This window comes from Gordonia neofelifaecis NRRL B-59395 (genome assembly GCF_000192435.1).
Taxonomy (GTDB): Bacteria; Actinomycetota; Actinomycetes; order Mycobacteriales; family Mycobacteriaceae; genus Gordonia; species Gordonia neofelifaecis.
In genome coordinates, this window is record NZ_AEUD01000001.1 from 413,536 (window position 1) to 439,463 (window position 25,928).

The following is a 25,928-nucleotide window of genomic DNA, read 5'->3' on the forward strand; positions in this document are numbered from 1 at the left end:
CGAGGAGGAGATGGCCCATGATCGAGGACGTCCACGGCGTCGCGCAGCACGCCGCGACGGGTGCGCTCCCGACGGTCGACCAGGTGCGAGCGTTGATCGCCGCGGCGCACGACCGCTACGCCGGATTGTCGGAAGGCGTTGTCGCCGACTACATTCCGGCGCTGGCTCAGGCGGACCCGGATCTGTTCGGACTCTCACTGGCGGCGGCGAACGGACAGATGGTCACCGCCGGCGACGTCGACGTCGCGTTCTCGATTCAGTCCATCTCGAAGGCGTTCGTCTTCGCGCTGCTGGTCGACGACCTCGGCCGCGACGCCGTCTTCGACGCCATCGGCGTCAACAACACCGGTATGCCGTTCAACTCGGTGGTCGCCGTGGAGATGAACAACGGCGCCCCGATGAACCCGATGGTCAACGCCGGGGCCATCGCCACCAGCGGGCTCATCTCGGGAATCGACGGCGCGGCGAAATGGCAGCGCATCCGGGACGGGCTGTCGGCGTTCGCGGGTCGAGCTCTCGAACTCGACGACGAGGTGTATCGCTCCGAGGCGGCGAACAACCAGCGCAACGCGGCGATCGCGCATCTGCTCGCCAGTTACGGCCGCCTGGCGGGCGACCCCGAGGACATCGTCGACGCGTACACCCGCCAGTGCTCGCTGAGTGTCACCGCGAACGACCTGGCGATCATGGGAGCCACGCTGGCCGACGACGGCATCAACCCGATCAGCGGCGAGCGCGTGGTGTCCGGCCAGGCCTGCCGCGACACCCTCGCGGTCCTCGCCTCGTGCGGCATGTACGAACGATCCGGTGAATGGCTGTTCGAGATCGGGCTCCCCGCCAAGTCGGGCGTGTCGGGCGGCATCGTGTCGATCGCGCCTGGGAAGGGGGCGGTGGGCTCGTACTCGCCGCCGCTCGATCCGGCGGGCAACAGCGTGCGCGGGCAGCGGGCCTGCGCGTATCTCTCCCGTGTGCTCGGACTGAATCTATTCGCCTCCTCGGTCCACACGAAGGTGGGCCGGACGAGTGCCGGACGCTGACCGCCGGGCGGGCAGGCGGCCTCCGACGCCGATTCGCCGGACCACCTAGACTGGTCTAGTGCCAGGCCGAATCCCCGATCGCGACATCGCCGCGATCCGTGAGCAGACGCGCATCGAAGACATCGTCGGAGACTATGTCACGCTGCGCCGGGCCGGTGCCGACCGCTTGACCGGGCTGTGCCCATTCCACGACGAGAAGACGCCGTCGTTCCACGTTCGCCCTCATCACGGCCATTTTCACTGCTTCGGCTGCGGAGAGGGCGGCGACGTCTACACGTTCCTGCAGAAGCTGGAGCACGTCAGCTTCGTCGAAGCCGTCGAGCAGTTGGCCGATCGGATCGGCTACACGATCAACTACGAGGGCGGCGGTACCGCGATCAAGCGCGACCGCGGTACCCGCGCGCGACTGGTGGCCGCCAACGCCGCGGCGCAGAAGTACTACGCGGAGCAGCTCGCGACCCCGGATGCGCAGGTGGCACGGGACTTCCTCACCGAGCGCGGGTTCGACGGCAACGCGGCGGCGCACTTCGGGTGCGGGTACGCCCCCGCCGGCTGGGACACGATGACCAAGGCACTGCTGAAACAGGGCTTCCAGTTCTCCGAGTTGGAGGCGGCGGGCCTGTCGAAGCAGGGCCGGAAGGGGCCGATCGACCGGTTCCACCGCAGGCTCCTCTGGCCGATCAGGAATCTCGGCGGCGACGTGATCGGCTTCGGTGCCCGCAAGCTGTTCGACGACGACAACCTCGGCAAGTACATGAACACGCCCGAGACCATGCTCTACAAGAAGTCGCAGGTGCTCTTCGGCCTCGATCTGGCCAAGCGCGACATCGCCAAGGGGCACCAGGTGGTGATCGTCGAGGGATACACGGACGTGATGGCGATGCATCAGGCCGGTGTCACGACGGCGGTCGCCTCGTGTGGCACAGCGTTCGGCGAGGACCACCTCGCACTGATTCGCAGGCTGATGATGGACGACTCGTACTTCCGCGGCGAGGTGATCTACACCTTCGACGGCGACGCGGCGGGTCAGGCGGCCGCGCTCAAGGCGTTCGAGGGCGAACAGTCCATCGCCGGACAGACGTTCGTCGCGGTGGCACCGGACGGCATGGACCCGTGCGAACTCCGGCAGCGCTCCGGGGATCCGGCGGTCCGCGATCTGATCGCGCGTCGAATCCCGATGTTCCAGTTCGCGATCAAGACGCTCATCGCACAGCAGAACCTCGACACAGCGGAGGGCCGGGTCGCCGCACTTCGTGAGACGGTGCCCGTCGTCGCTCGCATCCGCGACGTCGCGCTCCGCGACGAGTACGCGCGGCAGCTCGCCGGATGGGTCGGCTGGGACGACGTCGCACAAGTCCTCTCGCGGGTCCGCGGCGACGCCAAGCGATACGGGCGAGGCAAAGGCGGGCACTCGCGGCAGCAGAGCACGCGCAACCGGCCGGAGGCGATGTCGGCGCCGCCGACTGCGCGTCCGTTGCCGAACGATCCGCGCCTGTGGCCCCAGCGGGAGGCGCTGAAGGCTGCGCTGCAGTACCCGGCCATCGCCGGGACCGTTTTCGATTCGCTGCCCGGCGAGTGCTTCACCGACCCGTCATATCTGGCGATCCGCGAGTCCATCGCGGCCGCCGGCGGAGCGGCGAGTGGACTCGGCGGGGCGGCGTGGGTGGACGCGGTGCATAACGGCGTGGTCGACGACCCCGCGGTCGCGCCGCTCGTGACCGAGCTCGCGGTGGAACCGCTTCCGGTGGAGGACGATCGCGTTCCGCAGTACATCTCCAGTGTGCTGGCGCGCTCCCAGGAGATCTGGGTCGGCTCGCAGATCGCGGACATCAAGTCGAAGCTGCGGCGGATGTCGCCGGGCAATGATCCGGACGGATACAACGCGCTCTTCGGCGATCTCGTCGCACTCGAGGCGTATCGCCGGAGTCTGCTGGAACAGGCCTTCGACGCGGGTGCCGACGCCGTCTGAGTGATCCGGTCGTTCGACTGCGGAACTTCGTGACGCAAAAGCGATCCCGGGTTTCGGCGAGTTAACCTCCGTCGGCCGCATCGCGCATCGTAATGTGAACTTCTGCTCGGGACGTCGATCGCGAGCGGAGAGGAAAGCGCATGCCGCAGGTTGTGAAGGGCTCGATCCGCGAACTGACCACCCGCGGCATCATCCTGGGTGGGCTGATCACCTTGGTCTTCACCGCCGCCAACGTCTACCTCGGCCTCAAGGTCGGCCTCACCTTCGCCACCGCGATTCCGGCGGCGGTCATCTCGATGTCGGTGCTCCGGTACTTCCAGGATCACACGATCATGGAGAACAACATCGTTCAGACGATCGCATCGGCCGCGGGAACGCTGTCGGCGATCATCTTCGTGCTCCCCGGCCTGATCATGATCGGCTGGTGGTCGGGCTTCCCATACTGGCTGACGGTGGCGGTGTGCGCCCTGGGCGGCATTCTCGGCGTGATGTACTCGATCCCGCTGCGGCGTGCCCTCGTCACCGGATCCGATCTGCCGTACCCCGAAGGCGTGGCCGCGGCTGAGGTGCTGAAGGTCGGGGACCAGGACGCCGACGACCCCGAGGCGACCGACTCGAACCGCGGCGGGATGCGGGCGATCGTCGTCGGTGCGGTCGGTGCGGCGATCTTCGCGTTGCTGGGGTCGCTGAAGCTGATCTCGACCAATGTCGCGTTCGCCTTCCGCGTCGGTTCGGGCGCGACCATGATGGGCGCCGGCCTGTCGATGGCGCTGATCGGTGTCGGGCACCTGGTCGGCATCGGCGTCGGTATCGCGATGCTGGTCGGCTTGGTGATCTCGTTCTTCGTGATGCTGCCGATCCGCACCTGGGACGAGGTGCCGGCGAGCGGCGATCTGCTCGACTTCGTCAACAAGGTCTTCAGCGACGACGTGCGCATGGTCGGTGCCGGCGCCATCGCGGTGGCCGCGGTGTGGACCCTGCTCACGGTGATCGGACCGATCGTCCGCGGCATCGTCGAAGCGGCCGCGAGCGCCCGCACTCGAAAGGCGGGCACGGTCGTCGACGTGACCGAGCGCGACATCCCGATCCAGTACGTCGGCATCACCATCCTGGTGGTGCTCATTCCTATCGGCTGGCTGCTGTGGGACTTCATGAAGGACACGGCGCTCGTCGGCAGCGCGGCAGGCATCCTCGTCGTGACGATCATCTTCGTCTTCGTGATCGGTCTCGTCGTCGCGGCGGTCTGCGGCTATATGGCGGGGCTCATCGGTTCGTCGAACAGCCCGATCTCCGGCGTCGGCGTCCTCGTCGTGCTGAGTGCGGCACTGCTCATCAAGGTGACGCACGGACCGGCCGACAGCGCCGATCAGACCGAGGCGCTGATCGCGTACACGCTCTTCACCTCGGCGGTGGTCTTCGGCGTCGCGACCATCTCGAACGACAATCTGCAGGACCTCAAGACCGGTCAGCTGGTCGGGGCGACCCCGTGGAAGCAGCAGGTCGCACTGGTGATCGGCGTGCTCTTCGGCTCCGCGGTGATTCCGCCGATCCTCAGTCTGATGAACACCGCCTTCGGGTTCCAGGGCGCCCCCGGTGCCTCCGACAACGCGCTCGCCGCACCGCAGGCCGCCCTGCTCTCGACCCTGGCGAAGGGTGTCTTCGGCGGCGACCTCAACTGGGCGCTCATCGGAGTCGGCGCGGCGATCGGCGCGGGTGTGATCGCCGTCGACGAGACGCTCAAGCGCACCACGAAGAACCTCCGGCTGCCGCCGCTCGCGGTCGGCATGGGCATGTACCTGCCGATGTCGCTGACCCTGATCATCCCGATCGGTGCGTTCATCGGCCGCTACTACGACAAGTGGGCGATGAGTGACCCGCTCAACGGCGAGCGCAAGAAGCGGCTCGGCGTTCTGCTGGCGACCGGCCTGATCGTCGGCGAGAGCATTTACGGAGTCATCTCCGCGGGCGTGATCGCCGCGACCGGAGATGAGGAGCCGATCGCGATCATCGGCGACGGCCTCGGCAACTGGATGCAGGTGATCGGCGTCGTGGTGTTCGTGCTGATGCTCACCGCGATGTACGGGTACGTCAAGCGCATCGGGTCCGACGACGGCCCCGCCGCGACCGCGGTGCAGAGCAGGAAGTAGGGGCGGGTAACCTCTTTCTCCGAGCCGACCGCGGCTCGGGGGCGATAGCTCAGTCGGTTAGAGCCGCTGACTCATAATCAGCTGGTCGCGGGTTCGAGCCCCGCTCGCCCCACTATTTGCGCCGCCGGTACCTACGCCCGCGTCACGCCCACGGACGGCAGGAAGAAGTATGAGGTCTTGCCTCGCTTCACCGTTCCGTAGACGGCGCAGAACACGACGCCTTCGCCGGTGTCGACCAGCCCGCCGCGAACGCCGTTCGACGGGACGATGCGAAGGGCCCGCTTCAGGCGGGAGACGGTGCCCGCGTACATCGTCGGTGGAATCGGCGCGGCCTTGACTCGTCGGGTGACGGCGTCGATGACGGTGTCGGTGAGTCCGGCGAGGGGAGCGCCGAGACCGCCGCGCAGCGTGGTGGCGTTGAACCACGCGACGTGGACTCCGGACTTGTCGCCGAAGTCGGCGAACACGCCGACCGGTAGGAATCCGTACAGGATCTCGCCGCCTCGGACGGCGTTCACGCTCACGTTGGCGATGGTGAGGTTGCCGATCCCCGGCGTGTACGGTCCGGCGACGGCCCCGCCGACGGCGACGGGGAAGGTGAGGTCCGTGCTCAGTCCGACCGTCGGGGTGAAGGTCGTGATGCCGAGTTGGCGTAGGAGTCGATTCGCGGCTTCCACACCGTCGACGGGGACCGGAGCAGACTGCGCCCGGATCGGGATGGTCAGCGAACGGGAGGCGGCGTCCGTCGCCCGGGTGACGAGGGCCGTCGACTGCTGCGCCACACCTGCAACGCTTTTCCGGCCTCGGTCTGCTAGCGAAGTCACAGGTGAACGGTACAACGTTCATTGGCACAATCGAAGTGGCGCGGACCGAATGCAGTCGTGGTCACAGTGCCTGCGGCGCACCAGGTGTCCGACGGCTGCGGGTGCCTCGCGGCGTCGGGCGTGACAACGTAGAGGCATGGTCATGATCGGCAGGCGAGAGTTGGCGGATCCACTCGCGTTCCCGAACCTCTCGCGTCGATCCGTGATCGGCGACGCGGCGGTCGGATTCGTGCTGCTGGTGCTGATGGTGGCGGTGTCGTCCGGGCTGAGCACCACCGTTCAGATCGCCAGCCTGCTGATCGGTCTGGCGGTGATGTGCCGGCGAGTGACGCCGTCGCTGATGATGACGCTCGCGGTCGCGTCGGCGGTGCTGCAGGTGGTCACCTACGACGTCGCCGTGGGTGCGTGCCTGCTGTACTCGGTGCTGTACTACACGGCCGGCAATCACCCGAACGCACTGGTGCGCCGCGGGTCGTTCGTCGTCGCCGCGGTCGGATCGTTGGTCGCGGCGTGGGTGTATCCGCGGTCGTCGGCCTGGGGTGCGGCAGACGAGAGCGCGACGCTGCTCGCGTACCTGATGACCTTCCTCGGCATCGCGGTCCTGCTGGTCGGCAGTTGGACGTTCGGCTTCATCCGCTATCAGCGGCACAGCGTGGAGCAGGCGCGGATCGCCGAGCAGATGTCCGAGCTGGAACGACGGCGTCTGCTCGACCTCTACGACGAGCAAGCGGCGCGGTCGAGTCTGGCGCGCGACATGCACGACGTGGTCGCGCACTCCCTCGCGGTGGTGGTGGCGCAGGCCGAGGGTGCGCGGTTCACGCTCGACTCCAGCCCGGAGGCGGCGAAGGAGGCGCTCGGAGTCATCGCCGACACCGCGCGACAGGCGCTCGCCGACGTCCGAGGAGTGCTCGAGGAACTGCGCAGCACCGAGTCGACCGCCGACCACACCCGAACCGACCGGGATCAGCTCTACGCCCGGATGCGGGCTGCGGGAATGACCTTGCAGACCACCGAGATCGGCGACGCCGACACCGTCTCGCCGCTCAGCGTGCGGGTCGCCTTCGCGGTCCTCACCGAATCGCTGACCAATGCGCTGAAGTACGGCGATCTGGCCCGCCCGGTGGAGGTGCGGCAGGACTGGACCGACGGATGCCGGCTCACGGTCGCGAACGCGTTGTCGGACAAGCCGTTGGCGCCGGGCGGGGCCGGACACGGGATCGTCGGGATGGTCGAGAGGGCCGAGCTCGCCGGCGGTACGCTGACCAGCGCAGCCGTCGACGGTCGGTGGCTCGTCGAGCTCGTCGTCCCCGCACGTCCGGAAGGACCCGCATGATCCGCGTCGCCCTCGTCGACGACCAGCCCCTGTTCCGCGGCGGCATCGCGATGATCCTGGAGAGTCAGCCGGATGTCGACGTGGTCGCGCAGGAGTCGTCGGCGCTGAATCTCGCCGATCTGGTGAAGACCGCGTCGCCCGACGTGATCCTGATGGACGTGCGGATGCCGGGTATCGACGGCATCACCGCGACGCGTCAGCTGATCGCGGACTTCGGGGCGGCCGCGCCGAAGGTGCTGGTGCTCACCACTTTCGACGTCGACGAGGCTGCGGCCAGGGCGATTCAGGCCGGCGCGAGCGGATTCGTGCTGAAGGACGCACAGCCGGAGTTCCTGCTCGCCTCCGTGCGGGCAGTGGCCGACGGCAGCCAGGTGGTCGCCGCGTCGGCGACGCGGCAGCTGTTCGAGCGGCACGGCAGCCGGAACGCCGATCCGGGACCCGAGTACGACACGCTCACCGCGCGGGAACGGGAGATTCTGGTCCGCGCCGCGAGCGGCCTCTCGAACGCGGAGATCGCCTCGGCCGAGTTCCTGTCGGAGGCGACGGTGAAGACCCACGTCTCCCGGATCCTCGCGAAGCTGTCACTGCGAGACCGCGTGCAACTGGTGGTGTACGCGTACGAGCACGGGCTGGTGTGACGGGCGGCGTACTACTTCAGGATGATGCCGCCACCGACTGCGGGATGAGGTGAATTGCGTCTGGCGGCCGACGCGAACGAGCAGGTCGCAGCCATAGCGTTGACGCCATGAACGCAAACGAGATCAGCACCGAGCCAGCCGTCGTGATGCGCCACGTGTCCCGTGTCTACGGCGATCCCGCGAACCCCGTCCACGCGCTGCGCGATGTGTCCGTCGACATCCGCCGCCGTGAGTTCACCGCGATCATGGGTCCGTCGGGGTCGGGCAAGTCGACCCTGATGAACGTGATGGCAGGGCTCGACGAGGCGACCTCCGGTCAGATCTGGCTCGGAGGCACACCGATCGTCGGACTCGACGACACCGCCCGGACCGTCCTGCGCCGCACGAGCATCGGCTTCATCTTCCAGTCGTTCAACCTCATCCCGACGCTGACCGCCGAGGAGAACATCCGTCTCCCGTTCGTCCTCGCCGGTCACAAGCCCGACGCGGTGCAGCAGGCGTGGATCGCCCATCTCGTCGGCTCGCTGGGCCTGCGCGACCGGCTCGACCATCTGCCCTCGCAGCTCTCGGGCGGCCAGCAGCAGCGGGTCGCGATCGTCCGGGCGCTGGCGGGCAAGCCGACGATGATTCTGGCGGACGAGCCGACCGGGGCCCTCGACACGCGTACCAGCCGCGAAGTCCTCACGTTGCTGACGACGGCCGCGCGCGAGTACGGGCAGGGCATCGCGATGGTCACCCACGATCCGGTCGCCGCCTCGTACGCCGACCGCATCCTGGTCTTGGCCGACGGCCAGATCGTCGGGGAGTACTGCGGACTCGACCCGCACCAGATCTCCGACCTCCTCATCAACCTGCAGGGGGTGGCGGCATGAAGGCGTCAGACCACCGCCTGACGGCGGGATCGCTGCGAGAGCTCTCGACGGTCGGGGTGGTGTGCGGACTCTCGGCGGCCTACGCCGGGATGGTGCTGACGGCGAGCGACTTCCTGGGCCGCGCGGGCGACGTCGAAGGCGGCAACCTCGGCACCGTGCTCGGCATCGTGTCGACCGTGTTCATCCTCATCGCGCTCTTCGTGGCCGGTCTGGTCATCAGCAACGGCGTCGACACGGTGATCGCGGGTCGTCGCAAGCAGTTGGAGCTGCTGCGGCTGATCGGTGCCAGCTCGAAACAGCTGCGGTCGAGCCTCACCCGGGGTGTCGCGCAGGTGGCGGCGATCGGCGCCGCGATCGGTCTCGTCGTCGGTGTCGCAGCCGCCGACGTCGCCCGGGTGGTCATGGTCTCGCGTGACGTCCTGCCCGATATCCGGTACAGCTACCTGCCCCCGACGACGGTGCTCGCAGCGGCAGTCGTGGTCGGCGTCGCCGTGCTGGCGACCCTCGTCGGATCGCGGAAGACGCTGTCCGGTGCAGCCGTCACCGGCCCGAAGAACTCGATGAACTGGCTCCGCAACAGTGCGGCGGTCGTGTTGGTCGGGGTCGGTGCGCTCCTGCTCGCGGCGGCCTGCTTCCTCGGTGAGGACGGCAGTATGAGCGGATTCGTCGCCGCCTTCTTCGGTGCCGCGGTGACGGCCGTCGGTCTGCTGGTCGGCGCCAGGATCCTGGTGCCCGCGATGGTCGGCGGTGTCGGACGGCTGCTCGGCGCGAGCCCGGCGGCGGTCCTCGCCCGCAAGAACTCGATCGCCGATCCGGAGCGGACGACACGTTCGACGGTCGGTCTGTTCATCGGCGTCACCCTGATCACGACGATCGTCGCCGGGATGTCGTCGCTGCAGAGCTCGATCGACCGCTGGGACCTGACTCCCGAGCAAGTCGAGGAGAACCAGCGCGCGATGTCGATGATGACGTGGGTGCTGATCGGGCTGATCCTCATCTCGGTGATCATCGCGGCGGTCGGGTTCGTGTCGACGATGTCACTCACCGTGATCGGCCGCACCCGCGAGATCGGCATGCTTCGGGCCATGGGGTTCACGGCCAAGCAGGTCCGCAGCACCATCACGCTCGAGTCGATCGCGCTGTCGGGCACGGCGATGATCGGGGGTCTGGTGCTCGGGGTCGTGTTCGGGGCGGTCGGCAGTCAGTCGCTGATCGGGGCGATCACGCCGGGCTTCCCGATCGGCCTCCCGGTCGGCGCGTTCGCGGCGATCGTCGCCGGGACCGTCGCGCTGGTGCTCGCGTCGTCGTTGCCGCCGAGCCGTCGGGCTGTGGCGGTCGCGCCGGTGGACGCGCTCGCGGTGGTGTGAGCCGACTCGGCGTCAGCAGTGTTCGGTGTGACCACCAGGCGGTCACACCGAACACTGCTGATTCGAACTCCTACCGTGGGGCTCGACTCGGGGAGGCCTCGGCGGTATTCGCGGCCTCGACGGTGATCATCTCGGCCTCGGTGAGGAGCTCCTCTTCGGTGAGGACCTCGGCGGCCTCGCGGGCGACGCTGGTGGCGAGCGGCTTCTCCTTCACGAACACCAGTACGACCAGCGCGATCGCGGCCAGCGGAACGAAGAAGAGGAAGATCGGCAGCAGCGCCTCGTTGTACGACTCGATGATCGGGATCCGCAGGGCGTCGGGCAGCGCGTTCACGGCCGCCGGCGTCAGGCCGTTGCGTCCCGCGGCGTCGCCGGCCCCGGCACCGCTGCCTGCGAGCTTCTCGGTGAGCAGCGTCGCCAGGCGCGAAGCGAAGATCGAACCGACGATCGCCGAGCCGAGGGTTGCACCGACCTGCCGGAAGTAGTTGTTCGCGGCGGTCGCGGTGCCGACCATGCTGACCGGGAAGGAGTTCTGGACGATCAGCGTGAGGATCTGCATCGACAGGCCGATGCCGATACCGAACACGGCGAGGTAGGTGCACATGACCCAGGTGGGCGTCGTGATGTGCATCGACGCGATCAGGACCAGACCGATGCCCATCACGATGGACCCGATGATCGGGAACATCTTGTACCGGCCGGTCCGTGCGACAGCCTGGCCGGAGGCGATCGAGGTGATGAGCAGACCACCCATCATCGGGATCATCAGCAGGCCGGCCTCGGTGGCGTCGACGCCGGTCACCATCTGGATGTAGGTGGGCATGTAGCCGAGCGCGCCGAACATCGCGACGCCGATCATCAGGTTGGCGATGGTGGTCAGCGTGAAGTTCCGGTCGGCGAACAGGCTCATCGGGATGACGGGGTTCTCGGCGCGGCGCTCCACGACGATGAACAGCGCGGCGAGCACGACGGTGGCGATGCCCAGCCCGATGATCTGCGGGCTGACCCAGTCGTAGGTGTGGCCGCCCCAGGTGCACAGCAGCACCAGGCTGGTGGTGGCGCCGGCGATGAGGGCCATGCCCGCGTAGTCCATTCGCGGACGGACCTCATGCTGGACCTTCGGCAGCTTCATGAAGGCGATGGTCGCGACGATGGCGAGTGCGCCCAGCGGCAGGTTGAGCCAGAACGCCCAGCGCCAGCCGGGGCCCTCGGTGAGCCAGCCGCCGAGCAGCGGACCGGCGACGGAGGAGACGGCGAACACGGCGCCGAGGATGCCCATGTAGCGACCGCGCTCACGGGCGGGCACGACGTCGGCGATCGCCGCCTGCGACAGGATCATCAGACCGCCGCCGCCCAGACCCTGCAGGACGCGAGCGAAGATCAGCCAGGTGATGTTCCCGGCGAGGGCACCGACCACCGATCCGGCGAGGAACAGCATGATCGCCGCCAGCAGCACCGGCTTGCGACCGAGCAGGTCGCTGATCTTGCCGTAGACCGGCATCACGATGGTGCTGGCCAGGATGTAGGCGGTGATGACCCAGGTCATCTGGTCGACGCCCTGGAGTTCGCCGACGATGGTCGGGAGCGCGGTGGACAGCACGGTCTGGTTCAGCGATGCGAGCAGCATCGTGACCATCAGACCGATGAACAGCAGCATCACGCTGCGGCGGTCGGTACCCGCGGTCGTGTCGCCGGGGGTCTTGGCGAGTGAGGTGGTCATGACAGTTCCTTGATGGTTCGGCGGAAGACTGCGCCGGCTTCGGTGAGAGCGGGGGCGTCGGGGTTGTCGAGGACGTCGGGGTCCTTCTGGTAGGCGAAGCGCAGGACGGTGCCCGCGAGCATGATGAGCGCTCGGGCGTCGTCGACGGCGTCCGGGCCGGCGCGTTCACCGATCTGTTCGGCGATCACCGAGGTGAGCAATTCCTGCGCGGCGGTGCCGTGCTGTTGCATGCGCTCGATGAGTGCGGGGTGTTTGCGGACGAGTTCGCGGTGGTCGGAGTGCGGACCACCGGCCTGCCGGATACTCGCGGCCACGGCGATGACCAGGCTGACCGCGCGGTCGAGCCGGTCGGGTCCGGGGGCTGCGTCGACGAACTCCTTGAGTGCCCGCTCGGGGATCGTCGGCGGGCCGGCGCCGAGGACCGCGTCCTCTTTGCACGCGTAGTAGTTGAAGAACGTTCGCCGCGAGACGCCTGCGCGGTCTGCGATCTCGGCGACCGTCGTGTCGCTCAGTCCGTTCTCGCAGACCAGGTCGACGGCGGCCGTTCGCAGGGCGCGCAGCGTCTCAACGCGCTGGCGTTCCCGAAGGCCCGGTTCAGTGTTTTGCACTAGTGCAGTCTTGCACGAGTGCAAGGTTTCGTGCACGCAAGTGTGATGGACGAGACTCCGGTGGAACATCGCCCGGTCGGAACCGGTTGCCTCAGACATGACTGACAGTGCAGGGCGGATGGACGAGTTGATCGATCGGCGGGTCGTCGTCATCGGAGCCGGGCAGGCGGGTCTGTCGGCGGCGTACTTCCTGCAACATGACGGGCTTCGGGCCGGTGTCGACTTCGAGATTCTCGACGCGAACCCCACGCCGGGCGGAGCGTGGAGCCACCGATGGGACGCGCTCACCTTCAGTCTGGTGAACGGTGTCTACGACCTCCCGGGCGCGCGCCTGACCGGCGCCGACCCCGACGAGCCCGCACGCGAGGTGATCAAGCGCTACTACGGCGGCTACGAGGCCGAGCGGGATCTCCGGGTCGCACGGCCATGGCGCGTGACGGCCGTCGAACCGCTCGACGACCCGCAGTGGCGGTTCCTGGTGCACGCGCAGCATCCGAGCGGATCGACGCGGACGTATCGCACGTCGGCCGTGATCAGCGGAACCGGGACCTGGGATCGACCGTACGTGCCCTGGTACCCCGGGCGCTTCGCGGGCAGGCAACTGACCACGCGTGACTTTCCGGAGCCGGGCGACTTCGCCGGGCAGCGCGTGCTGGTCGTCGGGGGCGGCATCTCGGCCGTCGAGTTCGTGGTCCTGCTCGATGAGGCGGGTGCACAGCCGATCTGGTCCACGCGCACGCCGCCGCGATGGCGCGACACCCCGTTCGACACCGACTGGGGGCTGGCCGTGGAGAACAGCGTCGCGGCCCGGACTCGGGCCGGCCTGCGGCCGCTGAGGGTCGTGGCGGCCACCGGACTGCCGCGCACCCCGCGATTCGAACCCGCGATCGCCAAGGGCGTGTTGACCTCGCGCGGGCCGATCGCCAGACTCTCGGACGACCGCGTCGAGTTCGCCGACGGCACAACCGAACCCGTCGACGTCATCATCTGGGCGACGGGATTTCGTGCCTCGCTCGGCCATTTCGCGCCGCTCGGCATCCGAGAGTCGACCGGCGGCGTCCTCATGGCCGACGACGACGTCAGCGTTCGGAGGGTTCCGGGCCTGTTCCTCGTCGGGTACGGCCGCAGCGCGTCGACCCTGGGAGCTACCCGAGCGGGTCGTCGGGCCGCGCGGGCGGCGGTGCGGGCCACAGCGATTCCCGAACTGTCGCGCACCGCGGCGGCCGGTTCCCGCTGAGCGGCCGAGTACTTCCGCTCGCCGCCGATGCCTGCGAGGGTCTAGGCATGGAGACTGTGCGGACCGTCGACCGTCTGAGATACCAACGGGACGGCTGGTGGACCGACACGCCGCTGCACGAGATGGTGCGCGCGCACGCGCGGTCGCGCCCGGATGCCTCGGCGATCATGACACCCGACCGGACCGTCACCTGGCGCGAGTACGACCGCCGCGCCGACGACATCGCGCTCACACTGCTCGGCCTCGGGCTGGCGGCGGGCGATCGTGTGGCGGTGCAATTGCCCGACGGGCCGGAGATCCATGCGGCGCTGATCGCAACGGCTCGAGCGGGACTGGTCGCGGTGGGCATCGGACACCGAGCCGGTCGACGGGAGACCGATCATCTCGTGACGCGAACCGGCGCCCGCGTGCTGATCACCGCGGACGGGGTGGGGGACGGCGGCGTCGATCCGAGCCTCGACTACCGGATCCTGCTCGATGAGTCCGGAGTGGCGCGCGTTGAGCAGACTGCTTCGGGGGAGCTCAGGCGAATCGACCCGCCCCGCGCTCCGGAATCCGCTCTGGCCGGTGCCGGCGTCGGGCCCGACGACCTGTCGATCATCAACTCGACTTCCGGGACCACCGGCCTGCCGAAATGCGTGACCCAGTTCGACAACCGCTGGTTGGCGTTCAGCAGACTCGCGGAGGGGGCCGGTCAGCTCGATGCATCGGATGTGGTGCTGGCGGCCGTCCCGACGCCGTTCGGATTCGGCCTCTGGACCTCGCATTACGCGCCAGTGATGCTCGGCGTGCCGGTGGTCGTGTTGCCGCGGTACAGCACCGATCAGATGGTCGAGCTGATCGAACGTCACCGCGTCACGGTCCTCTGCTGCGTCAGCACTCAGTTCAAGATGCTGCTGAACAGTGCGAGCGCAGAGACCGCGGACCTCTCGTCGCTGCGCGTGATGTTCACCGGCGGCGAGGCGGTGCCGTATCGCAGCGCCGCCGAGTTCGAGACCCGCACCGGTGCCGCTGTGCTTCAGTTCTACGGGTCGAACGAGACCGGCGCACTGAGCTGCACCACGCTCGACGACCCGCAGGAGCGCCGACTACGCACCGCGGGCCGACTGATCGAGTCGATGAACGTGCGTCTGACGGACACCGACGGCCACCCGACGCCGATTCTGGGCGGTATGGGCCGACCGTCGGCGCGCGGTCCACTGCTGTGCGGTGGCTACTACGACGATCCGGCCGCGAACTCCGAGCTCTACACCGACGATGGCTGGATGCTGATGGGCGACATCGTCGAGGTCGACACGGACGGTTACCTCAGCGTGGTGGGGCGGACGTCGGACTTCATCATCCGCGGCGGGAAGAACCTCTCGGCGCCGCAGGTGGAGGCGATGGTCGCCGAGCATCCGGCGGTCGATCTCTGCGCAGTCGTGCCCGCGCCGGACGAGGTGTTCGGCGAACGCGTCTGCGCGGTGGTGACACTCCGCCGCGGACGCTCCCTCGACCTGCCCGAGCTGACCGGGTTCCTCGACGGCCTCGGGGTGTCGAAGGACCTGCGACCGGAACTGTTGTTCGTCCGCGACGACCTCCCGCGCTCGTCCGGAGCGAAGCTCGCCAAAGGGGAGATCAAGGAGTGGGTGCGGGCGCAGGTCCTCACAACCCGCGCCCGCTGACCGCGGTCGTCGTTCCGACGTCAGTCCTCGGTCGAGAGCACTTCGGTCACGAACGACCCGACTCGGCGGCGCAGTTCGGCCACCTGCTCAGCTCGGATGGCGTCGAGGTCCGTGCCCTTGTGATAGGCGGGCGGCAGTTTGCGGGCGTGCTTCGAACAGTTGAATCCCGAGCAGATCAGCGTGCCGATCGTGTCGCCGCGTCGGCCGTTCGCACCGGTCCGCCGGGCCGTGTACATCACCGCCTCCTCGGTCAGCTCCACATCGCGGCACCAGGCGCACATCGTCCGACGGGACGGTTTGGCCTCGGCGCGGTTGAGGATCAGGGCGACGAGTTCGTCGTCGTGCTCGACGACGACGTACGCGCGGCGCGGAATCTTCCGGTCGCGCCACCCGTAGTACTCGAGGCGGTCGAAGTCGACGCCGTCGAACTCGAGGGGGAAGGAGACCTTCTTGACTTCGCTGCGGGTGGCGCCGCGGAAGGCGTCGAGAATCTGCTGCTGGGTGTACTGCTTCATGACAAGGACCGTTCAGTCGAATGCGCAGGAGTGCGCGGGTTGATGAGGAGGGCGGCGACGGTGGCGTCTCACCGCGTCCGGCGGCGTCGAGAAACAGCCGATCCGAGTGGATCGGCTGCGGGGCGCGGTCATCTGTTCGCGGCGCGGAACGCGCCGGACATCTCCTGCAGGCAAGCGGTCATGATGATTTCAACGGTAGCGCACACCGGCGACCGACGGCGACCGGATTCTGCGGTCGGCCCGCTGGCCAGCGCAGTCACGTTGTGCGCGACGGTGACTCGACGATGACGATGTGGTCTCGGGTCGGCGGCGCAAGCGGGACGACGGTGGATCGCCGCGTTACGATCTTCCTGCTCCGATCATTCCGGACAGGGTTCGCCTGCCGATCGGTGTCTTGGTTCGATCGTCAACTCGACATGGAAAGGTCGAAGAGCACAGTGGTTATCAATGATCCTCTCGACGAGGCGGCGCGCGACGCGGTCAAAGAACTCGCGAGCCGCACGTGGCAGAGTCTCCTGGGAATCGGCATCGCGTCGGCGATTCTCGGCATCATCGTTCTGATCTGGCCGGGCGCCACGCTGCTGGTGGTCTCCATCCTGTTCGGCATCTACCTGCTGATCTCGGGCATCTTCCAGATCGCGGCGACCTTCGGCGTCCGGGAATCGCACGGCTGGTGGCGAGTGCTGTCCTTCGTGACCGGCGCCCTGTCCATTCTGCTGGCGTTCGTCGCCTTCCGGAACATCGAGTCCGCCGTCATTCTGCTGGCGATCTGGGTCGGCATCAGCTGGATCTTCCGCGGTGTCGCCGAACTGTCGGTGTTCATGGACTCGGCGAGCGGGCTGCCCGGTCGCGGTTGGGGCATCTTCCTGGCCATCGTCACCGTGGTGGCCGGCGGCATTCTGATCATCTGGCCGATCTCCTCGGTCGCGACGCTGACCGTCGTCGCGGGCATCATGCTCGTGGTCGTCGGCGTCGTCGAGATCATCGAGGCGTTCGCGCTGCGTTCGAAAGTGAACGCGGTCTGACCGACCCTGTTGCCGTTCGCCCCCGACCTCGTCAGGTCGGGGGCGAACTGCTTTCTCGGGCGCGGCTCGCGGTCAGTCGCGCGACGGGCGCAGGAGCACCTTCCGGATCTTGCCGGCGGGCGTCATCGGCAGCGCGTCGACGACTTCGACCGCATCCGGGACCTTGTACTCCGCGAGCTCACGCCGGCAGCGCTCGATGAGGGCGCGTACGTCCACCTCGACGCCGGCCGCCGCGACCACGAAGGCATAGCCGGTCTCGCCGTACGTCGGGTCGGCGACGCCGATCACCGCGGACATCGCCACCGCGGGGTCCGCCGCGAGCACGTTCTCGACCTCGGCCGGATACACGTTGTAGCCGCCGCGGACGTACATCTCCTTCTTCCGGGCGACGATGCTGATGTGGCCGTCGTCGGTCATCGTCGCGATATCGCCGGTCGCGAGCCAGCCATCGCCTGCGAAGGTCGCGGCGGTCTCCGCGGGCTTGTCCCAGTAACCCGCTGCGACGCAGGCGCCGCGGATCTCCAACTCGCCTGCGGTGCCGCGCGACAGTTCGATGCGGTCGTCGTCGACGATCCGGGCGCGGACGCCGTCGAGCGGGGTCCCGATGGTCGTGGTGACGATCTCCAGCGTGTCGCCGTCCGGCGAGATCACACAGGCGCCGGAGGTCTCCGACAGGCCGTACAGGTTGGCCAGTCGCGGCCCGCCGAAGCGGGTGACCACCTGCTCGGCGAGTGCCGGCTCGAGGTTGGATCCGCCGATCACGCAGAGTCGCGTCGCCGACAGGTCGCAGCGGGCGAAGGCGTCCGCTGCCAGCAGCATCCGGTACATGGTCGGCACTCCGCAGAAGATGCTGAGTCGGGTGCGCCGCACGGCGTCGACGACGAGGTCGGGGTGGAAACGCGGGAGCAGGGCGACGGCCCCGCCCGCGACGAGGCTCGAGCCGGCGGCACACGTCAGTCCGCCGACATGGTTGAACGGCAGCGCGCCGAGCAGCACGTCGTCGGACGTCTGGTGGAATCGCTCGGCCTGCATCGCAGCGGACGCGAGCAGACTGGCGTGGGTCAGCGTCGCACCCTTGGGGTCGCCGGTGGTCCCGGACGTGTACAGGACGACGGCCGGGTCGGTGGGTGTCACTGCCGGATCGCCTGCGTCGGAATCGGGTGCGGCGCCGTCGATCAACGCATCCCAGCTGTCGGCGCCGGACGCGCCGAGGAAGACGACGCGCTCGACGGAGGGAAGCCTCGGCGCCAGGTCGGTCAGGAACGGGCGGAACTGGAATCCACCTGACTCCTCATCGCAGATCAGCAGCCGTGCGCCGGATTGGCCGAGCATGTACGTGAACTCGTGCTCGCGGTAGACGACGTTCAGTGTCACGAGCACGGCACCGATCCGCGCGGCCCCGAAGTACGCCACCAACCATTCGGGGCTGTTGGAAGCGGCGATCGCGACCCGATCACCCCGGCCGATGCCTGCCGCACTCAGGCCCGCGGAGAGCCGGGACGCACGGTTCTGCATGTCGGCATAGGTGACGGTCTCCGGCCCGAAATGGATGAACGGTGCGTCCGGTGTGAGGCGGGCGCGGTCGGCCAAGACCTGACCGAGGGTGCGGTCCGCGACGGCGGCGACGAGCGAATTCGACACGGTGATTCCTCAGCTCACGAAGGGCAGTGGTGAGGTCACCATAGGACCGGGCACGGCCCGCGTGGCTCGGATCGCTCGCACCGCCACCACATTTTCGGGCGGAATCGGCCGATTCCGCCGAGATGTCGTCGGATACGCGTTGGTAGTGCGAGCCGGAAATGCAAGAAACCGCCTCCGTGCGGAGGCGGTTTCTGATGCTCCCCCAATTGGACTCGAATCGTTCACGAACCCCCTTGTTGAAGGTATCATCGCAGGTAATTACGGGTATCTGCGCGACAAGAGTTGACAAGAATCGTCAAGGTTCGACACCACGAACCCCACGCAGACCCCACGACCCCTCGGGAGGTATCTGTGGCACAAACCACCAAGAAGAAGCGTCGTCGGTTCGGTCAGGTCGACGCTCTACCGTCCGGCCGCTGGCGCGCCCGCTACAAGGGCCCCGACGGGGAGCTGCACAAGGCTCCGAACACGTTCGGCACCGAGGGTGAGGCTGACGTCTGGCTCGGCGGCGTCGAGTACCTCATCGACCGTGGCCAGTGGGAGTCGCCTGCCGTCGTGGCGGCCCGTGAAGCGGCTGAGGCGGCCCGGACGAGCCTGCTGCTCGGCGACTACGCCGATACCTGGATCTCCACGCGGACCAACAAGAAGGGCAAGCCCATCGCCGCGACGACTGCCTACAACTACCGGAATCTGTGGAAGGCCCCGGAACCCAAGCGTCCTGGCCACCGCGCCAAGCCAGCCGGCAAGCTCCACGTCTTCGCCAATACGCCGGTCGCGGCGCTCACGCCCGCCATGGTGCGCACCTGGTACGCCGAGCAGGTCGGCACCGGTTCTATCACCGCGGCGGCTCGCGCGTACGAGCATCTGAAGAACGTCATGGCCACGGCTGTCATTGACAAGTACGCCGACGAGAACCCCTGCCAGATCCGTGGCGCCAGCCGCGCCAAGACCGGCCGCAAACGACCCTTGCCCGAGGACGACCAGCTCGACGCCATCCTGGAGGAGATGCCGGCGACCTTGCAGCCGCTGGTCATCATCGCAGCCTACGCGGGTTTGCGCTTCGGCGAGATCGTCGCGCTGCGAGCCGGTGACATCACGGTCGCTTATGACGACGAGGGGAAGGTCGACTCCGTCAGAATCCGCGTCGAGGAGGGCATCACGTACACACCTGACGCCGGTCGCCAGCGGGGGAGCACCAAGAGTGAGGCCGGCGTGCGCCGGATCGCGGTCTTCGGCCGGGACGCCGTGACTCTTGCCGAATTCGTCGCTGACATGGAACCCGACGAGCTGCTGTTCACCGGTCAGGCGGGGAAGGAACTGTCGCACAGTTCGTTCGCCTACCACTGGAACCGTGCCCGCGAGGCGATCGGGCGCCCCGACCTCGTGCTGCACGCAGTGAGGGCCTACCACCTGACCGAGTACGCGCGTGCCGGCGCGTCGCTCCGCGACTTGATGGCCCGTGGCGGTCACTCCAGCGTCTCGGCGGCCATGCGCTACCAGCACGCCGCCGCCGAACGCGACGAGGAGATCGCTAAGCGCATGGCTCGGTAGCCAGCGAGTGGCCGCCCAGCGGCCACCAACAGGAAGCCCGTAGCGCAACCAGCGCTACGGGCCATTCCTTTCGGCTGACTCGGACACGCTGCATCACAAGTGCGTCGAGATTGTAGTTCTGGCAGTGAGAGATGTCACGCTATTTGACGCCCATGATAGGATTTTGCCTGCTAATGTGCTGACGAGGACACCCATGTTCTGGGTGTCCTTTTTTGCGCTTCGCCCCCTTTGTCTGCTGCTGGCGCAAAACCCCACCCCTCGGTAGAAATGCTTCGCACCCAGAAGTGCGCAGCTCACAGGTCGGAGGGAATAACGCATGCCGCATCGGTTCGCCTCGTCAGCGCTCATCGCCCGCGACCGTCGTCGCGTCGCTGCGGATCACCTCGGCAGCACGCTAGACCGACGGGTCTCGACGTCTACATGCGTCAATCTCGCCGTCGATCGGAGTCGAGCATCTGAATGACGCACTTTCAGGGATTTCCATGCGTATAGGCGGTTCCGCTTGCGTCACCGTCCGTTGTATGAATCACTTGTGATCAGTCATGCATCACAAGTGACGCAACGTCGCCACACGAAGAACAGGGGAGACCGATGACCATCGACCGCATGAAACACTGGACCGGTGCCCGCACCGTCCACGCATCTCACGCGCGAACAGATCGCGCTTCGTGACGTGCGTCGTCGGGCCTTCGGTGCAGCGCTCGCACAGGCACGCCTCACCGCCGGCATGACCCAGGACGAGCTCGCCGCTGCCAGCGGCGTCAGCCGACCGACGATCAGCCGCCTGGAACTCGGCACGAGCTCGATCTCCAGCGACCGCGTCTGGGACCTCGCCGAGGCACTCGGCACCACACCTGCCGACATCTACGCCGTCGCTCAGCGCGAAGCCCGCGCCACGGTCAACCGCAAGTAGCACTGGACTTTCCGTCGTCCACAGGACGGCACTCATCACCGCCGATGCGCCTTGCGCTCGGTGATCCACCCATACCCGAAAGGGATTCGCCATGCCTGCCATCGGCCCTGCCCAGCCGGTCGATTACTACCAAGCGCTCGCTCTCAATCCGAGTGCCACGAGCGAGGCCCTGCTCCCCGCACTGAATCAACGCGTCGCTCTGTCGCCGCCCGGTCCCGAACGTGCGTACGCCGAACAGGCTCGCGCGGTGCTCGCCGATCCCGGAAAACGGCGCGTCTACGACCAGCGGTTGCACAACCCGCACGCCAAACCGTGGACACCCCAGGAGCTGCACGAACTAGCTGTCGCTCAGTCGACCCGCTCGGCAACGGGGTTCCTCGCGCAGCTCAAGACGGCACCGACCAGAATCCTGGCGACCGTCGCCGGAGTCCTGCTGGTCGGCCTCGTGGTCATCATCGTCGCGGTCTCGTGCACTGGCGGCGGAACCACCGACGTCGCGTCGAACCCCGACGCCTCAAACAGCAAGCCGGACGCCAACACCGGCGCAGGCGACGCCTCGTGCGAGCAGATCCAGGGTTCTTTGGTCGAGAAGGCGGCGTGGACACGGGGCGACCCCGGTTACGCCGTCGTCCTCACACAGGCGACTGACCTACCGACGCCGATTGCGACGGGCTTGGCCGAATCCAATTTCGACGGTCTCGGGACCGGTGGCAAGCTCGGCCAACTGCAGGACAAGGGTGTCTTCGTCGTTATCGACGCCTGGTTCAACAGGGATATGACCGACCACGCCGCGGTCTTCTCCGCGGACGGCACACTACGGGAGTCCCTTAAGCGTCCCACTATGAGCTCCGGGCCAGCGAACTGGCCGAAGTCCTTCGATCTGGAGAAGGACGACACCCACGGGTACCACCACATCACCGCGGGTCAGGGCGTACAGATCCCGGCCGAGGCCGGCGGCACCAAACCAGGGCAGACCTACGCGCTCGCGATCCTGCCCGACGCGTTCGACGACGACGTGGTGTGGGTGCTCCTGCGCGGCGGCAAACAGCTCTACAAGGGCACGCTCGTGCGCTTTCGGGGCGAGGCGCCGACCGATCCCCGCAAATGCACGCCGCTCGGCTGACAGATAGGAGACACACCATGACCAACTTCAAGACCCGCATCGCCACCGTGGCCACCGCCGCGGCCATCGCCACCGGCGGCCTCGTCGCCGCGGTCCCAGCCCAGGCTCAGGCCGCACCGGGCGGCATCGCGACCGGCAACTACTGGTACGAAGCCTTCGCCTACGGCGTCATCCCGTCCGGCAAGGCGCCGGCCCGCGTCGCGAACGGTCGGCTGACCATCTACGGCGGCTTCGGCATGAAGAACGTCAAGCGCATCCACGCTACCCCGCGCGGCGCGTACGTCGACCAGGACGGTTTCCAGCGCCACGTCTACAAGCGGACCGGGAATCACCGCTACCACGCGACGATCATGTGGGGCGCCGTGCCCATCGGCCACAGCGTGCTTACGCCGCGCCGCTGACCGCCGCCAACTGACCGCGAAGGCCGCCGCTGCCACCCGGCGCGGCGGCCTTTGTCGTCCCTACCTGTCGAAATGCTTTGGGGGAAGCCATGTCCGACACCCATTCCGCCTCACTCGATCGACTCCAGCTCGCCGTCGCTGCGCTGGTCGCCGCGGCCACGACGATGCTCCTGCAACTCGCGCTGTTGATCACCATCGACGTCCGAGCTACCGACCATGGCACACCGCTGCGTGACGTGCTCACGAAGTGGGACGCGCAGTGGATGATGAACATCGCCGACCACGGATACTTTGGACCGCCGATCGACCAATCGGTCGCCTTCTTTCCGGGATACCCGGTGCTCGTCCGTGCCGTCGGCGCGCCGCTGGCGATTTTCGGTGCGCCCGACGCGACGCTGGTCACGGCCATCGGCGCGTCCGTGCTCACCTCGCTCGCCGCCTCGGCAGGCCTGGCAGTCCTCGCCCTCGACATCTGGACACGCTTGGGACTGCCGATCACGCTTGCGACCCTGATCGCCGTGCCGATGGCGGCCGCCGTCGCGTTCTCAGGTGCGCCGATGAGCGTCATCTACTGGATGCCGTACAGCGAGTCGCTGTTCACCGCGCTGGCGACGTGGTCGTTGGTCGCCATGATCCGCCGCCGTTTCCTGACCGCGGGAGTGCTCGTGCTGCTGGCCGGCGTCACCCGGCTGACCGGCGCGGCGCTGGTCGCGACCCTCGCGGTGGCCGCGCTGATCGAACTGATCAGCTGGTACCGCCGACGCCACGAGGACGACCGCCGGTTCCCGTGGCGCGCAGCGGTCGCGCCTATGATCAGCGGTGCCGGCCTCGCCGCCTACCTGACGTGGGCGAGTATCCGGACCGTCGATGTCGGTGGCTACTTCGCCGTCCAGGACAGGGGATGGAACTCGGCGTTCGACGGCGGCCGGGCTACGCTCACCTGGCTGCGCGACACCCTCGTCGAGGGATTCGGCGACCCCGTATCCACCGGCTACACGATCAGCTCGTGGGCGATGGTCGCCGTCGCCGCACTCGTCCTGGTGTCGCTGTGGCCGCTCATCCGCGGCTGGCTGCCCTGGCAGATGTGGAAGACCGGCGGCGTACTGGTCGGCATCGTCCTCGGCTCCGACGGCGTGATGCACAGTCGCCCGCGTCTTCTGCTGATGGCGACGGCGCTGCTGGTCCTACCGTTCGCGGTCCGAGCGGTGCACGCCGCCGCGAGCGCACGCGGCTGGCGCCGATGGGCATCGTCGGCGGTTCTTCTCATCGCCGCCGTCGGATGGTGCGCCGCCGGGTTCTGGGTGTCGACGACCATGCTGGTCGACTTCAAGTACGGGATCTGAGACAACTACTGAGAGGAGCCCGGCATGGGCATGTACGACAGCATCGAGCTCAACGGAATCGAGTTCCAGACGAAAGCGTTCGGCCGCGGCCTGGCCCACTACAAACCCGGCGACGAGGTCACCCTGGAGGTCTACGCACAGACCGACGAAGAGGCCGCCGTCGCCCGCACCTACGTCTACGACGAAGTGCCTCGCCGGTACGCCGTCGAGGTCTACGCCGTCGAGCACGTGATCGTCGAAGACGGCCGCATCGTCGGGCTGGCCAGCGAAAGCGACATGCGCGACCTCACCTACGACACCTTCGACAACTACGGCCGAGACGTCGCCGACGGACTGGCACACATCTTCGGTGAACACCGGCCGCGACGTACGATGAGCCCCCACCGACCACCGGTATCCGAAATGCCGCGGCGTCCTCGTCGCCCCAAGCCCACCGACACCCGGGAGGACTGAAACATCGCCGTCGTCTACGCCATCCCCGACATCCACGGTTGCCTGCCTGAGCTGCGCCAGGCGCTGACGAAAGTCGACCTGACCGACGCGGCCACTCGCCTGGTGTTCCTCGGTGACTACATCGACAGAGGACCCGACAGCCTGGGTGTGCTGACTCTGGTCAAGGAGCTCGACCAGGCTCAACCCGGCCAGATCATCGCTTTGCGCGGGAACCACGAACAGTGGTTCCTCGACTGGATCGACGCCGACGACACCGATCCCACCTGGCTCCTCGCGGACGCGGGCTTCACGACCACCCGTTCATTCCTGCCACCCGAGGTCATCGGCGACCTGGTCGCCGAGCTGACCGACGCCATCGGTCGTGGCGGCATCGACGCCGGCCTCGCCGGCGAAGTGAACGCCGCGGTGAAGAAGGAAGTCACCTCACGTCACCGCGACTTGATCGCCTGGTTGCGACGCCGGCCGCTGTACTACGAGACGGACACCCACGTGTGCGTCCACGCGGGTGTCGATGAAGAGGCCGGTCCGCACTGGAAGACGATGACGCCGGACGAGGTCTTCACCGACAAGTACCCGCCGTCGCTCGGTGCGCACACGGTCGGCAAGACCATCGTCGCCGGACACGTCGGCGTCGGCCCGCTGCACGCGGCCGAGGGTCGGATGCGGTGCTGGGACCCGTTCGTCGACGACGGGCACATCTATCTGGACGGCAGCGTGGAGTCGACTGGCCAACTCAACGTGATGCGGCACGACGGCGTCGCTGGCACGACCGACTTCATCTGACACCTACCCAGAAGACCACCCGCCGGTCGATGGCTGACGGGTGGTCGTGCTCACCCATCGACCGATACCGTGATCCCCAACGTGAGGAGACGACATGAACGACGCACCAAGCACGACCTACACCGTGACGCCCGACCCCGAGAACGCTGATCTCGTGCTCGTCACCGAACCGAGTGGCCGGACCTTGCGCATTCACCGCGAAGATGCCGATCCTGAGCATCGATTCACCGCGTATCGCCTCGCCGCCGGCTGGTTCGGAAACCTCCCTGACCACTGACCGAAGGACCACAGATGCCTGACCGATCACTGCCAGTGCCCGACTGGGCTTCCGACGTGCTGCGCCGCGCCTGGCCGACACTGTCCGCTGACGACCAGCGCGCCCTCGTCGACGATCACGACAACGCCGTCCTGCGCGACCTGGCTGTGCAGATGCGCCGCACCGACTCCGCGGACAGCCTCAGCGCCACTCCAGCCGGCGACTTCACACTCGACGGCTGGTACCACGCAGGTCTGCGTTGGCACGCCGAGCGCTTCGAGGAGCCGTGGAACGGCTGGGCTACGCCGGTCGTCACTGTCCAGACCCTGCGGAACCTCATCGGCGACCTCGCGGCCGACGGCGCCCCCGTCGGTCGCATCCAAGACAACGGCGTGTTCACTGTGTTCGCCGAGGACCTCGACGACAACTACGACGTGCATCCCGACGCCGATGGCCTCTATCACCTCTACGAGCTGGGGTGGACCTTCTTGCGCTGCGGCGACTGACC

General features: G+C 67.7%; 24 protein-coding genes and 1 tRNA gene. 20 read left to right on the forward strand and 5 right to left on the reverse strand.

Annotation, left to right across the window (positions count from 1 at the left end; translation table 11 throughout):
• Positions 1-17: 17 nt before the first annotated feature.
• From glsA to SCNU_RS02055, 4 genes are all read left to right on the forward strand, one after another.
• Positions 18-1,037 (forward strand): glutaminase A, encoded by a 1,020-nt coding sequence (gene glsA / locus SCNU_RS02040; RefSeq protein WP_009677684.1) that lies wholly within the window; start codon positions 18-20, stop codon positions 1,035-1,037.
• 58 nt (positions 1,038-1,095) lie between these two features.
• Entirely contained in the window at positions 1,096-3,006 is a 1,911-nt protein-coding gene (dnaG, locus tag SCNU_RS02045) for a DNA primase (protein WP_009677685.1), read from the forward strand.
• 140 nt (positions 3,007-3,146) lie between these two features.
• On the forward strand, positions 3,147-5,153 hold the full coding sequence (locus tag SCNU_RS02050) for an OPT family oligopeptide transporter (protein WP_009677686.1): 2,007 nt from the start codon (positions 3,147-3,149) through the stop codon (positions 5,151-5,153).
• A gap of 38 nt (positions 5,154-5,191) precedes the next feature.
• Positions 5,192-5,265, forward strand: a tRNA-Ile gene (locus SCNU_RS02055).
• Positions 5,266-5,284: 19 nt separating this feature from the next.
• On the opposite strand, the gene SCNU_RS02060 is transcribed toward SCNU_RS02055, so the two are convergent.
• Positions 5,285-5,935: a hypothetical protein gene (locus SCNU_RS02060; RefSeq protein ID WP_009677687.1), complete on the reverse strand. Its 651-nt coding sequence runs from the start codon at positions 5,933-5,935 to the stop codon at positions 5,285-5,287.
• Between the two features lie 178 nt (positions 5,936-6,113).
• Here SCNU_RS02060 and SCNU_RS02065 point away from each other — a divergent pair, with 178 nt between their 5' ends.
• From SCNU_RS02065 to SCNU_RS02080, 4 genes are all read left to right on the forward strand, one after another.
• Positions 6,114-7,310, forward strand: coding sequence for a sensor histidine kinase (locus SCNU_RS02065; protein WP_009677688.1), 1,197 nt, complete (start codon positions 6,114-6,116; stop codon positions 7,308-7,310).
• Positions 7,307-7,948, forward strand: coding sequence for a response regulator transcription factor (locus SCNU_RS02070; RefSeq protein ID WP_009677689.1), 642 nt, complete (start codon positions 7,307-7,309; stop codon positions 7,946-7,948). The genes SCNU_RS02065 and SCNU_RS02070 overlap by 4 nt, the downstream gene beginning before the upstream one ends.
• Before the next feature lie 107 nt (positions 7,949-8,055).
• Positions 8,056-8,820 carry an ABC transporter ATP-binding protein gene (locus SCNU_RS02075; protein ID WP_009677690.1) on the forward strand — a complete coding sequence of 255 codons (765 nt, stop codon included), beginning with the start codon at positions 8,056-8,058 and terminating at the stop codon, positions 8,818-8,820.
• A complete protein-coding gene (locus SCNU_RS02080) occupies positions 8,817-10,187 on the forward strand; it encodes an ABC transporter permease (RefSeq protein WP_009677691.1) in 1,371 nt (456 codons plus the stop codon). Before SCNU_RS02075 ends, SCNU_RS02080 begins: the two co-directional genes overlap by 4 nt.
• A gap of 70 nt (positions 10,188-10,257) precedes the next feature.
• Here the strand turns inward: SCNU_RS02080 and SCNU_RS02085 are convergent, their stop codons facing one another.
• A complete protein-coding gene (locus SCNU_RS02085) occupies positions 10,258-11,907 on the reverse strand; it encodes an MDR family MFS transporter (protein ID WP_009677692.1) in 1,650 nt (549 codons plus the stop codon).
• Positions 11,904-12,515, reverse strand: coding sequence for a TetR/AcrR family transcriptional regulator (locus SCNU_RS02090; protein WP_009677693.1), 612 nt, complete (start codon positions 12,513-12,515; stop codon positions 11,904-11,906). Before SCNU_RS02090 ends, SCNU_RS02085 begins: the two co-directional genes overlap by 4 nt.
• 97 nt (positions 12,516-12,612) lie before the next feature.
• Here SCNU_RS02090 and SCNU_RS02095 point away from each other — a divergent pair, with 97 nt between their 5' ends.
• Together SCNU_RS02095 and SCNU_RS02100 are read left to right on the forward strand one after the other, a co-directional pair.
• Positions 12,613-13,752: an NAD(P)-binding domain-containing protein gene (locus tag SCNU_RS02095; RefSeq protein ID WP_175284055.1), complete on the forward strand. Its 1,140-nt coding sequence runs from the start codon at positions 12,613-12,615 to the stop codon at positions 13,750-13,752.
• 47 nt (positions 13,753-13,799) lie between these two features.
• Positions 13,800-15,416, forward strand: coding sequence for a class I adenylate-forming enzyme family protein (locus tag SCNU_RS02100; RefSeq protein ID WP_009677695.1), 1,617 nt, complete (start codon positions 13,800-13,802; stop codon positions 15,414-15,416).
• A gap of 20 nt (positions 15,417-15,436) precedes the next feature.
• Here the strand turns inward: SCNU_RS02100 and SCNU_RS02105 are convergent, their stop codons facing one another.
• Positions 15,437-15,931 carry an FBP domain-containing protein gene (locus SCNU_RS02105; RefSeq protein ID WP_009677696.1) on the reverse strand — a complete coding sequence of 165 codons (495 nt, stop codon included), beginning with the start codon at positions 15,929-15,931 and terminating at the stop codon, positions 15,437-15,439.
• Positions 15,932-16,368: 437 nt separating this feature from the next.
• Between SCNU_RS02105 and SCNU_RS02110 the strand changes: the two genes are divergently transcribed.
• A complete protein-coding gene (locus SCNU_RS02110; RefSeq protein WP_009677697.1) occupies positions 16,369-16,956 on the forward strand; it encodes an HdeD family acid-resistance protein in 588 nt (195 codons plus the stop codon).
• Positions 16,957-17,028: 72 nt separating this feature from the next.
• On the opposite strand, the gene SCNU_RS02115 is transcribed toward SCNU_RS02110, so the two are convergent.
• A complete protein-coding gene (locus SCNU_RS02115) occupies positions 17,029-18,597 on the reverse strand; it encodes a class I adenylate-forming enzyme family protein (protein WP_009677698.1) in 1,569 nt (522 codons plus the stop codon).
• A 351-nt stretch (positions 18,598-18,948) separates the two neighbouring features.
• Here SCNU_RS02115 and SCNU_RS02120 point away from each other — a divergent pair, with 351 nt between their 5' ends.
• The 9 genes from SCNU_RS02120 to SCNU_RS02160 all read left to right on the forward strand — a co-directional run bounded on the left by SCNU_RS02120 (position 18,949) and on the right by SCNU_RS02160 (position 25,926).
• Positions 18,949-20,148: a tyrosine-type recombinase/integrase gene (locus SCNU_RS02120; protein ID WP_009677699.1), complete on the forward strand. Its 1,200-nt coding sequence runs from the start codon at positions 18,949-18,951 to the stop codon at positions 20,146-20,148.
• Positions 20,149-20,770: 622 nt separating this feature from the next.
• Complete coding sequence (locus SCNU_RS20715) at positions 20,771-21,061, forward strand: helix-turn-helix domain-containing protein (protein WP_009677700.1); 291 nt, start codon at positions 20,771-20,773, stop codon at positions 21,059-21,061.
• A gap of 91 nt (positions 21,062-21,152) precedes the next feature.
• On the forward strand, positions 21,153-22,184 hold the full coding sequence (locus SCNU_RS02130) for a J domain-containing protein (RefSeq protein WP_009677701.1): 1,032 nt from the start codon (positions 21,153-21,155) through the stop codon (positions 22,182-22,184).
• A gap of 17 nt (positions 22,185-22,201) precedes the next feature.
• Complete coding sequence (locus tag SCNU_RS02135; RefSeq protein WP_009677702.1) at positions 22,202-22,585, forward strand: hypothetical protein; 384 nt, start codon at positions 22,202-22,204, stop codon at positions 22,583-22,585.
• Positions 22,586-22,674: 89 nt separating this feature from the next.
• Positions 22,675-23,928 carry a mannosyltransferase family protein gene (locus SCNU_RS02140; RefSeq protein ID WP_009677703.1) on the forward strand — a complete coding sequence of 418 codons (1,254 nt, stop codon included), beginning with the start codon at positions 22,675-22,677 and terminating at the stop codon, positions 23,926-23,928.
• Positions 23,929-23,952: 24 nt separating this feature from the next.
• The gene (locus tag SCNU_RS02145) at positions 23,953-24,381 is read left to right on the forward strand and encodes a hypothetical protein (protein WP_009677704.1); all 429 of its coding nucleotides are present in this window, start codon (positions 23,953-23,955) and stop codon (positions 24,379-24,381) included.
• Between the two features lie 21 nt (positions 24,382-24,402).
• The gene (locus SCNU_RS02150; RefSeq protein ID WP_274378022.1) at positions 24,403-25,164 is read left to right on the forward strand and encodes a metallophosphoesterase; all 762 of its coding nucleotides are present in this window, start codon (positions 24,403-24,405) and stop codon (positions 25,162-25,164) included.
• A gap of 94 nt (positions 25,165-25,258) precedes the next feature.
• Complete coding sequence (locus SCNU_RS02155; RefSeq protein WP_009677706.1) at positions 25,259-25,441, forward strand: hypothetical protein; 183 nt, start codon at positions 25,259-25,261, stop codon at positions 25,439-25,441.
• A gap of 14 nt (positions 25,442-25,455) precedes the next feature.
• Positions 25,456-25,926, forward strand: a complete 471-nt coding sequence (locus SCNU_RS02160; protein ID WP_139025708.1) for a hypothetical protein — start codon at positions 25,456-25,458, stop codon at positions 25,924-25,926.
• Positions 25,927-25,928: the final 2 nt, after the last annotated feature.

Coding starts and splice junctions, on each gene's coding strand:
- glsA (WP_009677684.1), top strand. CDS start 18: ATGATCGAGGACGTCCACGGCGTCGCGCAGCACGCCGCGACGGGTGCG.
- SCNU_RS02050 (WP_009677686.1), top strand. CDS start 3,147: ATGCCGCAGGTTGTGAAGGGCTCGATCCGCGAACTGACCACCCGCGGC.
- SCNU_RS02065 (WP_009677688.1), top strand. CDS start 6,114: ATGGTCATGATCGGCAGGCGAGAGTTGGCGGATCCACTCGCGTTCCCG.
- SCNU_RS02070 (WP_009677689.1), top strand. CDS start 7,307: ATGATCCGCGTCGCCCTCGTCGACGACCAGCCCCTGTTCCGCGGCGGC.
- SCNU_RS02075 (WP_009677690.1), top strand. CDS start 8,056: ATGAACGCAAACGAGATCAGCACCGAGCCAGCCGTCGTGATGCGCCAC.
- SCNU_RS02080 (WP_009677691.1), top strand. CDS start 8,817: ATGAAGGCGTCAGACCACCGCCTGACGGCGGGATCGCTGCGAGAGCTC.
- SCNU_RS02085 (WP_009677692.1), bottom strand. CDS start 11,907: ATGACCACCTCACTCGCCAAGACCCCCGGCGACACGACCGCGGGTACC.
- SCNU_RS02095 (WP_175284055.1), top strand. CDS start 12,613: ATGACTGACAGTGCAGGGCGGATGGACGAGTTGATCGATCGGCGGGTC.
- SCNU_RS02100 (WP_009677695.1), top strand. CDS start 13,800: ATGGAGACTGTGCGGACCGTCGACCGTCTGAGATACCAACGGGACGGC.
- SCNU_RS02105 (WP_009677696.1), bottom strand. CDS start 15,931: ATGAAGCAGTACACCCAGCAGCAGATTCTCGACGCCTTCCGCGGCGCC.
- SCNU_RS02130 (WP_009677701.1), top strand. CDS start 21,153: ATGCCTGCCATCGGCCCTGCCCAGCCGGTCGATTACTACCAAGCGCTC.
- SCNU_RS02135 (WP_009677702.1), top strand. CDS start 22,202: ATGACCAACTTCAAGACCCGCATCGCCACCGTGGCCACCGCCGCGGCC.
- SCNU_RS02140 (WP_009677703.1), top strand. CDS start 22,675: ATGTCCGACACCCATTCCGCCTCACTCGATCGACTCCAGCTCGCCGTC.
- SCNU_RS02145 (WP_009677704.1), top strand. CDS start 23,953: ATGGGCATGTACGACAGCATCGAGCTCAACGGAATCGAGTTCCAGACG.
- SCNU_RS02155 (WP_009677706.1), top strand. CDS start 25,259: ATGAACGACGCACCAAGCACGACCTACACCGTGACGCCCGACCCCGAG.
- SCNU_RS02160 (WP_139025708.1), top strand. CDS start 25,456: ATGCCTGACCGATCACTGCCAGTGCCCGACTGGGCTTCCGACGTGCTG.